Origin of the sequence: Cupriavidus gilardii (assembly GCF_008801915.1) — a bacterium.
In the GTDB taxonomy this organism is placed as follows: domain Bacteria; phylum Pseudomonadota; class Gammaproteobacteria; order Burkholderiales; family Burkholderiaceae; genus Cupriavidus; species Cupriavidus gilardii.
Genome location: NZ_VZOV01000019.1, coordinates 104,318 through 119,461 on the forward strand (window position 1 = coordinate 104,318; position 15,144 = coordinate 119,461).

At 64.3% G+C, this 15,144-nt stretch carries 11 protein-coding genes; 7 read left to right on the forward strand and 4 right to left on the reverse strand.

The window, feature by feature from the left end:
* Positions 1–24: 24 nt before the first annotated feature.
* From F7Q96_RS20185 to F7Q96_RS20210, 6 genes are all read left to right on the forward strand, one after another.
* On the forward strand, positions 25–1,377 hold the full coding sequence (locus F7Q96_RS20185; protein ID WP_053823591.1) for an MFS transporter: 1,353 nt from the start codon (positions 25–27) through the stop codon (positions 1,375–1,377).
* A 184-nt stretch (positions 1,378–1,561) separates the two neighbouring features.
* The gene (locus F7Q96_RS20190; RefSeq protein ID WP_053823590.1) at positions 1,562–2,503 is read left to right on the forward strand and encodes a VOC family protein; all 942 of its coding nucleotides are present in this window, start codon (positions 1,562–1,564) and stop codon (positions 2,501–2,503) included.
* A 145-nt stretch (positions 2,504–2,648) separates the two neighbouring features.
* Positions 2,649–4,115 carry an MFS transporter gene (locus F7Q96_RS20195; RefSeq protein WP_064574034.1) on the forward strand — a complete coding sequence of 489 codons (1,467 nt, stop codon included), beginning with the start codon at positions 2,649–2,651 and terminating at the stop codon, positions 4,113–4,115.
* Between the two features lie 179 nt (positions 4,116–4,294).
* The gene (locus tag F7Q96_RS20200; RefSeq protein WP_151023190.1) at positions 4,295–5,182 is read left to right on the forward strand and encodes a LysR substrate-binding domain-containing protein; all 888 of its coding nucleotides are present in this window, start codon (positions 4,295–4,297) and stop codon (positions 5,180–5,182) included.
* 26 nt (positions 5,183–5,208) lie between these two features.
* The gene (locus F7Q96_RS20205; protein WP_053823589.1) at positions 5,209–6,315 is read left to right on the forward strand and encodes an NAD(P)H-dependent flavin oxidoreductase; all 1,107 of its coding nucleotides are present in this window, start codon (positions 5,209–5,211) and stop codon (positions 6,313–6,315) included.
* Positions 6,316–6,384: 69 nt separating this feature from the next.
* Positions 6,385–7,803, forward strand: a complete 1,419-nt coding sequence (locus F7Q96_RS20210) for a 3-deoxy-D-arabino-heptulosonate 7-phosphate synthase (protein WP_053823588.1) — start codon at positions 6,385–6,387, stop codon at positions 7,801–7,803.
* A 15-nt stretch (positions 7,804–7,818) separates the two neighbouring features.
* Here the strand turns inward: F7Q96_RS20210 and F7Q96_RS20215 are convergent, their stop codons facing one another.
* Together F7Q96_RS20215 and F7Q96_RS20220 are read right to left on the reverse strand one after the other, a co-directional pair.
* Complete coding sequence (locus tag F7Q96_RS20215; protein WP_053823587.1) at positions 7,819–8,787, reverse strand: tripartite tricarboxylate transporter substrate binding protein; 969 nt, start codon at positions 8,785–8,787, stop codon at positions 7,819–7,821.
* A gap of 25 nt (positions 8,788–8,812) precedes the next feature.
* Positions 8,813–9,994 (reverse strand): pyridoxal-phosphate dependent enzyme, encoded by a 1,182-nt coding sequence (locus tag F7Q96_RS20220; protein WP_053823586.1) that lies wholly within the window; start codon positions 9,992–9,994, stop codon positions 8,813–8,815.
* Positions 9,995–10,095: 101 nt separating this feature from the next.
* Between F7Q96_RS20220 and F7Q96_RS20225 the strand changes: the two genes are divergently transcribed.
* The gene (locus F7Q96_RS20225; RefSeq protein WP_053823585.1) at positions 10,096–11,025 is read left to right on the forward strand and encodes a LysR family transcriptional regulator; all 930 of its coding nucleotides are present in this window, start codon (positions 10,096–10,098) and stop codon (positions 11,023–11,025) included.
* On the opposite strand, the gene F7Q96_RS20230 is transcribed toward F7Q96_RS20225, so the two are convergent.
* Both F7Q96_RS20230 and F7Q96_RS20235 read right to left on the reverse strand, forming a co-directional pair.
* Complete coding sequence (locus tag F7Q96_RS20230; RefSeq protein ID WP_082371696.1) at positions 11,003–11,413, reverse strand: VOC family protein; 411 nt, start codon at positions 11,411–11,413, stop codon at positions 11,003–11,005. The genes F7Q96_RS20225 and F7Q96_RS20230 overlap by 23 nt on opposite strands.
* 275 nt (positions 11,414–11,688) lie before the next feature.
* Complete coding sequence (locus tag F7Q96_RS20235; protein ID WP_249041694.1) at positions 11,689–14,979, reverse strand: DEAD/DEAH box helicase; 3,291 nt, start codon at positions 14,977–14,979, stop codon at positions 11,689–11,691.
* Positions 14,980–15,144: the final 165 nt, after the last annotated feature.

Genomic DNA, 15,144 nt, shown 5'->3' on the forward strand with positions numbered 1-15,144 from the left:
CCGAGCTCGGCAAAGGAGACAACCATGCGTCAAATCGACGTCCACCAGCTGGCCGACGAGGCCCGCTTCAACCGCTTTCATGGGCTCGTGCTGTTCTGGTGCGCGCTGATCATCATCTTCGACGGCTATGACCTGGCCGTGGCCGGCATCGCGCTGCCGTCGATCATGCAATCGATGGGCGTCGATGCGACGCAGGCCGGCTTCATGGTCAGCTCCGCGCTGTTCGGCATGATGTTCGGCGCGATCTTCCTTGGCACCATCGCCGACCGGATCGGCCGGCGCTGGGCCATCGCGATCTGCATCCTGCTGTTCTCCGTGTTCACCGCCGCCGCGGGCTTTACCAGCGATCCGGTGACGTTCAGCGTCACGCGCTTTCTCGCCGGCCTTGGCATCGGCGGCGTGATGCCCAACGTCGTCGCGCAGATGACCGAGTACTCGCCGCGCAAGATCCGCGGCACCATGGTCACGCTGATGTTCAGCGGCTATTCGGTCGGCGGCATGCTGGCCGCGGTGGTCGGCAAGGGCCTGATCGAGAGCTACGGCTGGCAATCGGTGTTTATCGCCGCCGGGCTGCCGGTGCTGCTGATCCCGATGGTGATGAAGTCGCTGCCGGAGTCGATGCCCTTCCTGATCCGCGCCGGACGCCTGGACGAGGTCAAGAACGTATTGAGCCGCCTTGAACCGGCGTATCGCCCGCAAACCGACGACCGCTTCGCGCTGCCCGAACTGAAGGCCGGCGAGGCGCCGATCGGCAAGCTGTTCCAGGATGGCCGCGGCTTCAGCACCGTGATGTTCTGGGTCGCGTTCTTCATGTGCCTGTTCATGGTCTACGCGCTGAGCTCGTGGCTCGCCAAGCTGATGGCGAGCGCCGGCTACAGCCTGGGCTCGGCGCTGACCTTCGTGCTGGTGCTCAATTTCGGCGCGATGATCGGCGCGGTCGGCGGCGGCTGGCTGGCGGACCGCTTCAATATCAAGCACGTGCTGGTCGGCATGTATGTGCTGGCGGCGGTGTCGATCACCTTGCTCGGCTATCCGGTGCCGACGCCGCTGCTGTTCGTGCTGGTCGGCCTGGCCGGCGCATCGACGATCGGCACGCAGATCGTGACCTACGCCTATGCCGGGCAGTTCTATCCGATGGCCGCACGCGGCACCGGCATCGGCTGGGCCTCGGGCGTGGGCCGCAGCGGCGCGATCCTCGCGCCGATCGTGATCGGCATGCTGGTCGGCATGGCGCTGCCGCTGCAGCAGAACTTCGTCGCCATCGCGATTCCGGCCGTGATTGCCGCGCTCGCGGTGTCGATGATCGACCACCGGCGTTCGGCCTCGGCCAGCCACCAGACGGCGCTGGGCACGCCGGCGCCAGCGGTGCAGAAGTAGCGCCGCCGGGGCGCCGCCCACTGAAACAGAACATCCCCAGGGGGATTTCACCCCTGGGGATTTTTTTATGGGGCGGCTTTGTCGATCGTGCAAGCGGCGACTACTCTGGAGTTTTGTCGCGAAAAACGGCGGCCGACATGGCGCCGTTTCGCATTTTGAAACGCCTGAAAAGGAGCCTGGGGACATGACCACGCCCGTCACCGCGCCTGTCACTCTTATTCCGCACCTGTGGTACGACCGCGAGGCCGTGGAAGCGGCGCGCTTCTATGTATCGGTATTTCCGGATTCGGCCGTCGATTTCGTCACGCAGATCCACAATACGCCCTCCGGAGACTGCGATATCGTGCGGTTCACGCTGTGCGGCCAGCCATTCATGGCGATCTCCGCGGGGCCGATGTTCCGCTTCAATCCGTCGATTTCCTTCTTTGTCTACTTCGATGCGGGCCGCGACCCGCAGGCCCGCGAGCGCCTCGACGCCATGTGGGACAAGCTGACCGACGGCGGCCAGGCACTGATGCCGCTCGACGCCTACCCGTTCAGCGAACGCTTCGGCTGGGTCCAGGACCGCTATGGCCTGTCCTGGCAGCTGATGCTGACCGATCCCTCCGGCGAATCCCGTCCGCCGATCGTGCCGGCGCTGATGTTTTCCGGCGAAGCCTGCGGCAAGGCCGAGGCGGCAGGCGAGTTCTGGCGCGAGATCTTCCCGGACTCGCAGGCCGGGCAACTGGTCCGCTACGGTCCCGGCATGGAGCCCAATCCGGCGGGAACGGTGATGTTCTCGGATTTCCGGCTCGGCAATACCTGGATGGCCGCGATGGACAGCGGCTTTCCGCATGGCTTCAGCTTCAACGAGGCCATCTCGTTCATGGTGCACTGCGAAGACCAGGCGACCATCGACCGCTACTGGTCCAAGCTGTCCGCGGTACCGGAAGCCGAGGCGTGCGGCTGGTGCAAGGATCCGTTCGGCGTCTCCTGGCAAATCGTGCCGGCCGACATGGAGACGCTGATGCGTTCCGGCGACCAGGCGGCCATCGATCGGCTGGTGCAGACGATGCTGCCGATGAAGAAGCTCGATGTCGCGGCGCTGCGCTCGGCCTTCGAGGGAAGCAGCGGCGGCAGGGCTTGAGACCATGGGACGCGAATCGCCGAGGCCAGAATTCCCGCGTCCTTAAAGATATAACAATAAGTCATTTGGATCACCGATCGTGCTGGCGTAGCATTCGCCGCGCCGCCGCCCCTCCGGCGCGGCACATGCTCCCATCACGATTCCCATGTCCGTCGACCTCACCCTCTCCCCCGCCGAAGCGCAACAGGCGTCCGCCAGCGCTGCCCCACCGAACAAAGCCGTCATCCGCTCCGCCGCCGATGTCTCGCAACTGGTCAACCAGGGCGGCGCCCAGGCCAGCAACGCCCGCATGGTGGTCGCGATCGCGCTGGGCGGCGTGTTTCTCGACGCCTACGACCTCGGCGCGCTCGCCTTCGGCCTGAAGGACGTCACCCGCGAATTCAACCTGACCCCGGCCGGCACCGGCATGGTCGCGTCCGCGATCACCTTCGGCGCGATCGTCGGCGCCTTCCTCGGTGGCTATTTCACCGACCGCATCGGCCGCTATCGCGTCTTCATGGCCGACATGCTGTTCTTCGTGGTCGCGGCGATCGCCTGTGCGCTGGCCCCCAATGAATACGTGCTGGCCGGCGCCCGCTTCGTGATGGGCCTGGGCGTCGGCATCGACCTGCCGGTGGCGATGGCCTTCCTCGCCGAGTTCTCCAAGCTGCAGGGCCGCGGCAACAAGGCCGCGCGGGTGGCGATGTGGTGCCCGACCTGGTACGCGGCGATCTGCGTGTCCTATCTGCTGGTACTGCTGTGCTACGCGGTCCTGCCCGAGTCGCACAGCGGGCTGCTCTGGCGCATCATCCTCGGCTTCGGCGCGGTACCTGCGCTGGTGATCATCGCGGTGCGCAGCAAGTACATGAGCGAATCGCCGGTGTGGGCCGCCAACCAGGGCGATCTGGAGGGCGCGGCGCGGATCCTGAAGCGGTCCTATGGCATCGACGCGGTGGTCGCGCCCGATGCAGTGGCCAAACCGGCCAAGCGCGCGGCGTCCTGGGGCAACTACGCGGTGCTGCTGCAGGGCGTCTACCGCAGCCGCACGGTGCTGGCGACGATCATGTCGATCGCCTCGTCGTTTGCCTATAACGCGGTCGCGTTCGGCCTGCCGGTGATCATCGCCAGCTTCCTCGCGCAGACGATGCTGAACACCATCCTGATCTCGCTGGCGCTGAACCTGCTGTTCGCCTTCGTCGGCGGCCTGATCGGCGTGCGGCTGGTGCCGCGGGTCGGCGCATGGAAGCTGACGGTGGTCGGCTACGCATTCCAGCTGGCCGCGCTGGTTGGCCTGGCGCTGGTCGGCAAGCCCGATGGCGTGACCGAAGTGGTGGCGGCGATCGCGCTGCTGGCCGTGTTCCTGCTGGGCCAGGGCTTCGGTCCGGGCGCGCATACGATGACCTATGCGTCGCTGAGCTACCCGACCTCGCTGCGCGGCGTCGGCGTCGGCTTCAACCAGACGCTGATGCGCGCCAGCTCCACGCTGTCTCTGTTCCTGTTCCCGGTACTGGCCGCGGCACTGAGCACCAAGGTATTCTGGGTCATCGCGCTCGCACCGCTGGCCGGCCTGCTGGCGCTGCTGGCGATCCGCTGGGAGCCGGCGAACTACGATGTGGATGCCGAGGATTTCTGATCGGACCTAGGGGGCCGGCCACGCCGGGCCACCCTGTCGATTGCTTGAGGAGGGAGAACGCGTACTGCGTTCTCCCTTTTTGCTTTGTGGGCCGCCTTGACTTATCGTTCTCGATACAGGATATTTAATCCGCCTTCATTCCTGAATCGAGAACGGCTCGATACGCCGCGCCGCCCCCAATGGAACTGGCCGAACTGGAAATCTTCCGCGCCGTGGCGCAGGAGCAAAGCGTCACGCGGGCCGCGCGGGCGCTCGATCGCGTGCAGTCCAATGTCACCACCCGCATCAAGCAGCTGGAGGACAGCCTCGGCGTCACGCTGTTTCAGCGCGACAGCAAGCGGATGACGCTGACCGCCGAAGGGCAAAAGCTGCTTGGCTATGCGGAGCGGCTGCTGGCGCTGGCCGAGGAAGCGCGGCAGGCGATGCGGCACGACGTTCCCACCGGCAAGCTGCGGCTGGGCAGCATGGAAAGCGCCGCGGCCGCCCGCCTGCCGAAGCCGCTGGCCCGCTATCACGCCGCGTATCCGCTGGTCGACGTCGAGATCCGCACCGGCACCGCCCAGGCGCTGGCCGATGCGGTGGCGTCGCACCAGCTCGACTGCGCGATCGTCGCGCACCCGGGCATCGGTTCGCCGCGCCAGCTGTCGATGGAAGACATGGCGCCGGGGCTCGAGGGCACGTTCCTGTTCACCGAAGAACTGGTGCTGGTGCTGCCCGCCAGCCATCCACGCGTGCGCCGGCCGCAGGACGTCACGCTGCGCACGCTGGCCGGCTTCTCGCGCGGCTGCACCTACCGCCGCTGCGCCGAAGAATGGCTCGCGCAAGCCGACGAGGCGCTGCGCCGCAACCTGACGGTGCGCGAGATGCCGTCCTACCACGCGATCCTGGCCTGCGTCAGCGCCGGTTCGGCCTTCGCCATCCTGCCGAAGTCCCTGCTGGCCCTGCATCCGGACCGCGACGAATTTCACACCGTGCCGGTGCGATCCGCGCATACCTTCCTGGTCAAGCGCGCCGGCTTCACCACCGCCGCCTACGAGGCATTGCTGCACGAGCTGCGCCAAGGCTGAGCGGCCCGATCCCGAAGGAGCATCCGATGTCCCCCTCTTCCGCTGCAAACGGCCTGCTGGCCCGGCTCGGCATGTCAACGCCGATCATCCAGGCGCCGATGGCAGGCGTCAGCACGCCGGCGCTCGCCGCGGCCGTCTCCAATGCCGGCGGCCTCGGCTCGCTCGGCGTCGGCGCGATGAACGCCGATGCCGCACGCCAGGCCATCCGCGACACACGCGCGCTGACCGATCGCCCGTTCAACATCAATCTGTTCTGCCACGCGCCGGCCCAGGGCGATGCGCAGCGCGAGCGCGGTTGGCTCGACTATCTCGCGCCGCGCTTCGCCGAATTCGGCGCGACCCCACCGGCCTCGCTGCGCGAGATCTATCGCAGCTTCGTCGCAGACGATGCGATGTACCAGATGCTGCTAGAGGAGAAGCCCGCGGTCGTCAGCTTCCACTTCGGCCTGCCGAAGCAGGAATGGATCGACGCGCTGCGCGAGGCGGGCATCGTGCTGCTGGCCTCGGCCACGACGATCGCCGAAGCGCGCCAGGTCGAAGCGGCCGGCATCGACGCCGTGGTCGCGCAAGGCATCGAGGCCGGCGGCCATCGCGGCGTGGTTGACACGCAGGCCTTCGACGAAGGCCTGGGCACGATGGCGCTGGTCCGCCTGCTGGTGCGCAAGACCAGCCTGCCGGTGATCGCCGCGGGCGGCATCATGGACGGCGCCGGCATCGCGGCCGCGCTGGCCTTGGGTGCCGTGGCCGCGCAGCTGGGCACCGCGTTCGTCGCGTGCCCCGAGACGGTGGCCGACGTCGCGTATCGCGAGGCGCTGCTGGCGGACCAGACGCGCCCGACCACGCTGACGCGCGCGATCTCCGGACGCGCCGCGCGCGGCTTCGTCAATCGATTCACCGAACTTGGCATCGCCGCCGACGCGCCGCCGATCCCGGACTACCCGATTACCTACGACGCCGGCAAGGCGCTGCACGCCGCCGCCAAGGCAAAGGGCAGCGCGGACTTCGCTGCGCAATGGGCCGGCCAGGCCGCACCGTTGGCACGTTCGCTGCCCGCGGCGGAACTGGTCGCGACGCTGAACGCCGAGCTGGACGACGTGCTGGGGCACCTGGGCAACCTGGCGCGCGCACGTTGAGCCCAGCGGTGTGGCGGCCGCCGGGACGACGCGGCGCGTCCCGGTGCCGGCGTTGCTACCATTGCGCTCATGTCCCTGCCGCCACTGCCCGCCCTGCTTGCCGACACGCTGCGCGCCGCCGCCCGCCGGTATCGCCTGCCGCCGATCGGTGCCGTAGCGGAGCGGATTCATGAGACCAATCCGGCGACAGCGCTGGCGATCACCATCGAACAGGCTCGCCTTGCGCTGGCGAACGGCGAAGTCCCTGGCGCGGCGCTGAAGCATCTGTTCGTCGAATCGCTCGCGCGCATGGTGCAGGAAGCGATCCGGCCGGATGCCGGCGATCCGGCTTTCCAGGCGATGGTGCTTCGCCACCGGGTGGCCCATGTGCGCGAGTACGCGTCGCTGGCCGCGCGCGCGGATCAGGACCGCAGGGCCGTGCTGGCGGCCGTCAATGCGGTGGCGCACCCGAACAAGCAGCAGCGGATCGCGGCGCGTCGGCTGCGTGAAGCCATGGCGAGCCTTCATGCTGCTGCGTCGGCGTCAGCGTGGGCCGATCTACAGGACGCCGTTCGCACGCTGCTTGCGATGCCGGAAATCGCCAACGACACGCCAGATCATCACGGCCTGATGCAACTGCTGGAAAGCCCCGCACTGCAGCGTTTGCGGCGGCTCGAAGCGCTATTCTCGGACGAGCTCGTCCGCCAGTATCGATCGCTGTGGGACCGACAAGGGCCTCGCTCGGGAACCGCTACCGCGACGGCGCAGGGCGTTTCCTCGCGACAGCGCGGGGCCGCCGTCGAAGCGCTGGCCGCGCAGGCGCTGCGCGCGTTGGCGCAGCGGCTCAACGAACGGGAGGGCTCGTCGGCACCCTACCGCGTCGTCACCTCGATGCGCGTGCCGGCATCGCTGCCGGCCAGCCACGAACGCGCCAAGACCGAATGGGATGCGGTGTTGCTGAGGCGCGCCGAGACAGCGCGCGAAACGGCCGATGAGGCCGGCGACGATACGCCGGCCTGGGACGTTTGCCTGCTCGTGGAAGCAAAAGCCTCGGCGGACGCCGCCACCACGGACCTGCCCCGGCTGCTGCGCGGCTTGCGCCTGCTCGCGCATGTCGAGCCGCACGTCGTCTATACCTTCCAGACCGAGCAAGGGGCGGTACGCCTGCGTGGTGCCGCGTTGCGTGCCCTGCCGACCGACGAAGCGGATCTTTCGAATCGGATCCTGTATTGCAGCGATGCGCCTGCCGAAACCACTCCGCGCATGCTGAGTGCCGCCAGCCGGATGCAGCTGTTGTCGGCACCCGCCACGCTCGCATTCGCCAGCAAGCTGATCGACCAGCAGCACGCGGATTCGCGCGACCTCGAGCCGGTCTGGCATCAACTGATCGAATCGCCGCAGTGGAGCGCCGTGCTGAATCAATACCGGACCCTGCGGCAAGTACGAGAGTTCATGGTCCACGCGGACGATCTGCTGGCCGCGATCGCCGAATCCGGCCGACGCGGCTGACTTATTCCGGCTGACTTATTCCGGCTGAATTCCCGCCTGCTTGACCAGCGCCGCCCAGCGATCAACCTCGCCGCGCAGCCGGTCGCCGAGCTGCGCGGGCGACGAGGCCTTCAGATCGATGCCCTGGCTATCCAGGCGAGCCTTGGTCAGCGGATTGGCGAGCGCCGCGCGTACCTCGTCGCCCAGCTTGCTGACCACGGTCGACGGCGTGCGTGCCGGTGCCACGATGGCCCACCACTGGCTGATCTGCAGCGACGGCAGCTTGGCCTCCGCGGCCGTCGGCACATTGGGCAGCGCCGGAATGCGCGCCGGTCCGGTCACCATCAACGCCGTGATCTTGCCTGCGCCAAGCAGGCTGCTGCCGCTTGCCAGCGTGGCGAAATGGCCGGCGACCAGCTGGGCCGACACGTCGGTCAGCGCAGGCGCGGAGCCGCGATAGGGAACCGCATCGATCGGCACACCGGCCTGCGCCTCGAACATCTTGGCCGCCAGATGGCTGATCGTGCCGTTGCCGCTCGTGGCCAGCTGCAGCGGCTTGCCCTGCTTGCGCGCATCGGCAAGGAAGCGCTGCGCCTCGCCGGCCCGATAGCGGGTGCTATCGGCGAACAGCACCAGCGGCGATTCCCCGAGCAGCGAAACCGGCGTGAAATCGCGCAGCAGGTCGTATGGCATCTGACGGAACACGGCCGGCGCCACCGTATGCGCCAGTTCGATGACGCCCAGCGTGTAGCCGTCCGGCGCCGCCTTGGCCACCGCCTCGGCACCGATGCGGCCCGAGGCCCCTGCCCGGTTCTCGACGACCACCGGCTGGCCCATCGACTCGCTCATTCGCTGCGCCACGGCGCGCGCCAGCGCATCGGTACTGCCGCCCGCGGCCCAAGGCACCACGATGCGAATGGGTTTTTCGGGATAGGCGGACATTGCCGCCGGCGCATGGGCAGTCAGGCAGATTGCGAGGGAGGCGATCAGATAGCGCAACGTCATGGGAAGACTCCAGCCAGTGTAGGGATCAGCTTTGCGCGGGGTCGCGATCGCCCCGTGCCGTCAACATCAGAAGAACCGATTGCGATGCGTCGATGCGCCCGTCGGCGCGCAGCATTTGCGCCGCGGCGAGCCCGGCCCCCGCGCAGAGCTCGACCCAGAATCCCGCCGCCGCCAACGCGGCCGTGCCGGCACGGGCCGCCTCGTCGCCAACAACTACTGCGCCGCCTCCAGAGCGCGTCACCGCCTGAACCTGCTGCGCGGTCACCGTCGAGCCGGCGGTCGAGAACTGCTGCGTCGCGCCCGCAAAATCGCCCTGCTGCGGCTCGCCGGCCAGCACCCGCGACAGCCGCGGGAACGGCTCGACCGCCCACAGCTTCGGCACGCGAGAGAGCCGCCGCGCCGCCACCAGATCGCGCAGCGCGCTATAGATGCCCCACAGCAGATCGCCACGCGCGGTCGGCACGATCACGTGGTCCGGCTCGCAGCCCTGGTACACCCATTCCAGCGCCGCGGCGCGATAGCCCTCGACCCCGAACACCGGGCTGCCCACCGCCGGAATGCTGTAGTTGGTCAAGGCGAACGCCCCATCATCCTGCACGCGGCGGCGCACATGCTCCCATCGCGCATGGCCGGTCTCGCAGACGATACGGCGCGCCCCGTAGTAACGCAGCGCCGCATCGAATATCGCCGGCAAATCGCGGTAAGTCGCGACCTCGCAGGCCAGGCCCGCCGCCGCACAGTAAGCCGCGGCCGATACCGCGGCATTGCCGCTCGAGGCCAGCACCACTTCGCGGGCGCCAATCGCCAACGCGCGGCTCACGGCCTGGGATGACATGCGGTCCTTGTGCGAGCCGGTCGGATTTGCGCCTTCGTTCTTGATCCACAACGACGCAACGCCCGCCACCTCGGCCAGCGCAGGGACCGGCAGACAAGGCGTGTCGCCCTCGCCCAGCGTCACGCCATTCAGATACGGCAGGCAATGCCCCCAGCGATAACCTGCGCTTTTTGGTGCAAAATCGAACGCTCGCGCGTCATAGACCGCCTCAACACTGCTGGGCCGGCCCTGGCTGTGACAGGCCGGGCAGCCTTCCGGCAGGTCCGAAACGGGATAGATCGCCTCGCAGTTGATGCATTGCAGCGCGTGTAGCGCCGGATTCAGGGCCGGACGGATGGAGGAAGACGGCTTCGATGAAGGGTCGAGAGACATGGCGATAGACAACGATTGCATAAGCCGGAGTCTACGGCGCGCCATGCTCGAGCGATGACAGCCATCGCAGCTTTTCAATAAGACAAACTTATAAGGTCGACATGAAAGAGGCGGCCAGAGACACCAGCGAACCGTCCATCAGCGCCCGGCAGATCGAGGTATTTCGCATGGTCATGCGCCTCGGCTCCGCGCGCCGCGCCGCCGAGGCGCTGCATATCAGCCAGCCGGCGGTGACCCAGACCGTGCTGCAACTCGAGAAGATCGCGCAGCTGCGACTGTTCGATCGGAGCAAGGGCCGCATGGTCCCGACCGCCGAAGCCGCCGCGCTGATGGACGAAGTCGAACGCGTCTATATCGGGCTCGACGCCGTCCAACGCAAGATCGACTTGCTCCGCCAGCACGAGGACACCGTGCTGCGCGTCGGCGCCCTGCATGCGATGGCCGCCAGCGTGATGCCAATGGCCGTCGCCAGCTTCTCGCACAACTATCCGCGCAGCCATTGCCGGCTCGAGGTCGACAGCTCTCGCGCGCTGCGCGAACGCCTGCTCCAACGCGAACTCGACCTGGCCTTCATGGGCGATGAGGTCGACACCAGCGGCCTGACGGCTTCCGAGTTCTACGCCGTCCCGGCTGTCTGCATCGTGCCAGCGACCCACCCATTCGCCGCTCGCGCCAGGGTCGGCGTCACCGACCTGGCCGACGCCCCACTGATTGGCCTCGACGCCGCGGACCCGGCCCAACGACAACTGGAAGCTGCCTTCGCCGAACACCATATCGCCCCCCGCTTCGTCGCGACGACTCCGTATAGCCATACGCAATGCGCGTTGGTATTGGCGGGTGCGGGGCTTGCGATTACCAATCCGCTGGTCGCACGGACATATTTGGCGCTTGGGCTCAGGAGTGTTCCGTTTGCGGGGGCGGTTCGGTTTCGGGCGATTCTGGCCTTCCATCCCGGGCGCGGTCAGTCATCAGCGGCGCAGCATTTCGTTAGCCTTTGCCGGCAGGGGGTCAGGGATTTGGTGCAGCGGTAGGTTCGGCCTCGGCTTCGGGCTCGGGCTCGTGGCAAACGACTTCGATGTTGTGGCCGTCTGGGCCGATGACGAAGGCTGCGTAGTAGTTGGGGTGGTAGTGCGGGCGTAGGCCGGGTGGGCCGTTGTCTTTGGCGCCTGCTTGAAGGGCTGCGCGATAGAAGGCGTCGACCTGCTGGCGGGTTTCGGCTTTGAAGGCGAGGTGGAGGTGGGCTGGTTTTTCGGTGGTTTGGAAGAGGCAGAGGGAGGGCTTGCCTGGGGGGCAAAGTTCGACGCCGTAGGACTGGGGGCCTTCGGAGGCGATGGCTATGCCGAGGGGTTCTAGGGCTTTGAGGAAGAAGGTTTTGCTTTCTTCAAAGTCGGTAACTCCGAATTTTACATGGTCGAACACGGGCGCTCCTGCTCAGTGTTAGGCGGCGTGGTGACGAGTATCCACCGCCGTGCAGCAACTCGTCTGTCGGGACGCCTCTGGCCCAGGAGCAGAGGGCAGACATCGAATTTAAGGGCCGAGTGTCCGCACTCTGTCGAAAAGCATGGGATTTCCGGATAACTGGGTTCGGCTAATTGCGGACGTTAGGCCGCGCTCTTTATTGGGCATCCAAGCGCTCGCTCCAGCGCAGGCAATGGACACGCGCATGGTAGCCATCACGGGAATGCATGTTTGCATCACGCGCTCGCAATTACGCCGAACGGCACGTTATAGGTCTCAAGGAGGAAGTTCTCCGTGACGCTGAGTAGAGACAGCTGCTCAGGGCTTGCTTTGGCGCGGGACAGACCAGGCTGCACGATGAAGATCCGCAATTTCAAGGACGACATTTTGCTTCGGTTCCGGATCGCCTGAAGGGTGTCACGGTCACCTTTCTGATACCGTGATAGCTCTCGACCTTCACGAATTTTCGGGTCCCGCCGAAGCAGGTGAATAAATAGCTCGGTGTTTCGGAGTTGGCTCTGAAGCCAGCTAATGCTCTTTTGCGCCTGACCACAAACTTCGTACAGATCTCCCACGCGCGCCCCGGCGGTACTCTCCAGAGAAAACTTGCAGTGGTAGAAGTCTACAGAGATGGTCGCGCCGGAATGCTCTTCTGTAACCTTGATGCCTACGACGTCTGCGGACTCACCCGAGCCGTCGTCATCGTAGATGACGTCATACCCTCCTGCGCTCTTAAGCTCTTCGATAACCCTGTACTGTATGGAATCCTTCTCGCAAGTTACCCCCTGCGCTTCCTTTTTCAAATCGACGCCCGACCAGTCCCAGACCTCGATGCGGTCTCGATCATACGGCCCATAGATGTCAGGCAACGCGACAAGCAGACTACCTTCCAGGTAGGAGCCATCAGCAAAGGTAATGACTGGAGGGTTCTCATCAAAAAATTGAGAGAGCGGCCAAGATTTCAGCCCTTTCGCCAATGTGCCGGCGGCGCCCACTGAAACGAAGCGATAGGTTGAGACGGAGTCATCATCGATCGGCACTATCTCGAGCCGAAGTACCACTTCAGCGGAATCGCTGAACACCCGGAACATGATGTCTCCCGTCTCGGCCGGGCTGACCAACTCGATACCGAGATTCCAAAACTCTGTCTGTTGCCCGTCACCAAGCGTGGCCGAATACACGCTTTCCGGTTCCTGATAGATGCTGTCTGGCCAATCTACGGTAATTGGCATGGCAGTTGGACGCACCTTTACAAGTTTAGGGACAAGAGTTCCCTTCAGCACTGCTTCCGGGTCGATGTTCTCGTCGATGACTTTCGAGCCGACGTGCTTACACCAACGTGCGAAAGAGTCTAAGCGGAGCCGTTGGAATGACCACACGCGACCCCGCTTCGCTGCGCCGACAGTCGCAATTGCTCCGTTTTCATATCCAACCCCGGAAATCACTGCACGGCGTGCGGTTTTCTTGGAGGCCTCTGATAAACGGGCGGCAACATCTGCGCCCATGCGAGCGATGTAGCGGATCTGCCGACCAAATTGCTCGTTCATTCCCAGATTCGTAAGCAATAGGCGCTTGACTCCATGAAAACATCTATAAAGTTCCGGGTCTTGGATCAACTCCACATCTTCGCCGCAAAGCACCTTTGCCATCGTCCGATACTCGCCACTCTTCGAGGAACCATGGATGTAGAGAAGGTTCTTCTCCTTGTCCCAGATTGAAACGAGCAACTCCCACTCCCAGTCCTTCACAGCCTCAATATCAGTCCAAGGGACGGACTTGCTCGTACCAAGCACGACAACCAGCATGTTTTCCTTGGCGTTCAGCGTATCTCGCACCTTATCCGTGGAGGACAGACCGGTCAGTCCTTTACGATAGTCCCCGGGCTTCCAAGCGCTACAACGAGTGCGATAGACGACCATGCTGGTTGCTGGTCGAATCTCCTGCAATGGGATATCGCCTTGAAACGGTTCGAACCCCTCAAGGAAGTCTCGAGCCTCTACTTGCTTGTCTATCTCGGTATCGCTTAGTTCTGGCAGCAGTTCGTTCCAGTCCGGATCTTGACTGTAGAGTTTCTGGAGCTCATCCCTGACGTCAACGTTAGCGACATTGGCGATGAATGTCGGGCTCCCCAAGTCCGATCTGCTGCGTGTGAATCTACCTGCAAGCTGCAGTGTAACGGGAAGGCTTTTTCGTACGTCGTGAAACGCTGCGATCTTCAGCTCCGGCATGTCAAAGCCTTCACCGAGCATATCAACGCACACCACTATTCTCGATTTCCCCGACATCAGTTTCTGCAGCGCCTCCCTCCGCTCCCCCACTTTGAGCTGGCTGTGAAGAAGTATCGGGTTGTACCTACCGAGTTCCTCATATATTTCAAAAACTCGTTTCGCGCGGGGGATGTCGTAGGCTCGCGCCATTGCCACATGAAGGCCGGTCCGGTCCTTCTCCAGTTCTTGGATGGTAGCCTTGGCGATGGCTACATCCGCCTTGTCGTCGTTAAACTCGAAAACCGACTGGAACGTGATCGGCTGGAAGTACCCGTCTTTCTGCGCTTGGCGCAGGGGATACCGGTAAATAATTTTGCCATCGATAAGTTGGTCGTCGTCTCGAAAAGGCGTGGCCGTGAACTGGAGAATTCGGCGCTTGCCAAAGTGGGCTTTGAAGCGTTTCCACGTCGGCGCCTCGGCATGATGGGCTTCGTCAATGAATAGATGGGTGCAGAGATCGGAAATGCGTTCCTGCAAGTGATTCGGAAACTGTCCGGCAATGTGGCTGGTGGTAACGACCACATTACAGGCCTCGAAGAACGCGGTTAAAGCTTCGGCAGTTTCAAACTTATGCCCAAGGACACCCACTACAGGGTAGCGTGCACTCTCCGCGAGAATTCTGCATCCTGGCGCTTTCAGCAGGCCTAGCGTCAAAAACTTGTTCGCAATCTGGGTACGCAAGGCGTCCGTGGGCACAACTACGATAACTCGCTCACAGCAAGCCGATGTCAGAACACCAAGCATGGTCTCGGTTTTTCCGGTGCCAGTTGGCAGGACTATTGATGCGACTTCGTTGCTCACCGTCCAGTGTGCATGTACAGCATGCAAAGCGCCGATTTGCGGGGGGCGGAAGCCGATCACGCCCGTCGACCTATCCTCTTCTATATAGGAGAATCCGTCACGCCAGGAAGCGGCAGCGTCTTTAGCGCTTCTGTTGTCCACTGAACGGTCATCGACCGGCATTGATGGATGCTGCAACCAAGTCCCTGCGGAAACATCAAGTGCATCATGCACGATGGCAGCGATCGGCGATTTCAGCACAGCCGCCTCGGTCGGGTCGGGCAATCGAGGAGGGGCACTCTTAAGGATGCGAACCGGCATCGGAAGGATGTCAGACGTAACCTCGAAACCTTCCGCTCGGTCCCTCACGAACCGAACTACCTCAGCATCAATTTCCTGTTCCGGCCGGGCCAGCTGACGAATCCAGCTTTTTTCTATTTTCTTGCTGACCGAATACACCGCGGCAAGTCGCACCTTCATCTAGCCATTCCCCTTCAACACCACTACAGACGATAGGTTTTCTAGGCAACCCCATACCTACCCGCTGTTTGCATATGTTAAATATGAAGAAATCTAACCCTTCTCAATAACCTTTGTTCGCATTATCGAAAATCCCTCTTCGGGGGGGGGGGGGGGGGGGGGGGT

What these genes read in the sequence shown, in the direction of transcription:
- F7Q96_RS20185 (WP_053823591.1), top strand. Translation starts at nt 25, where the DNA reads ATGCGTCAAATCGACGTCCACCAGCTGGCCGACGAGGCCCGCTTCAAC.
- F7Q96_RS20190 (WP_053823590.1), top strand. Translation starts at nt 1,562, where the DNA reads ATGACCACGCCCGTCACCGCGCCTGTCACTCTTATTCCGCACCTGTGG.
- F7Q96_RS20195 (WP_064574034.1), top strand. Translation starts at nt 2,649, where the DNA reads ATGTCCGTCGACCTCACCCTCTCCCCCGCCGAAGCGCAACAGGCGTCC.
- F7Q96_RS20200 (WP_151023190.1), top strand. Translation starts at nt 4,295, where the DNA reads ATGGAACTGGCCGAACTGGAAATCTTCCGCGCCGTGGCGCAGGAGCAA.
- F7Q96_RS20205 (WP_053823589.1), top strand. Translation starts at nt 5,209, where the DNA reads ATGTCCCCCTCTTCCGCTGCAAACGGCCTGCTGGCCCGGCTCGGCATG.
- F7Q96_RS20210 (WP_053823588.1), top strand. Translation starts at nt 6,385, where the DNA reads ATGTCCCTGCCGCCACTGCCCGCCCTGCTTGCCGACACGCTGCGCGCC.
- F7Q96_RS20215 (WP_053823587.1), bottom strand. Translation starts at nt 8,787, where the DNA reads ATGACGTTGCGCTATCTGATCGCCTCCCTCGCAATCTGCCTGACTGCC.
- F7Q96_RS20220 (WP_053823586.1), bottom strand. Translation starts at nt 9,994, where the DNA reads ATGTCTCTCGACCCTTCATCGAAGCCGTCTTCCTCCATCCGTCCGGCC.
- F7Q96_RS20225 (WP_053823585.1), top strand. Translation starts at nt 10,096, where the DNA reads ATGAAAGAGGCGGCCAGAGACACCAGCGAACCGTCCATCAGCGCCCGG.
- F7Q96_RS20235 (WP_249041694.1), bottom strand. Translation starts at nt 14,979, where the DNA reads ATGAAGGTGCGACTTGCCGCGGTGTATTCGGTCAGCAAGAAAATAGAA.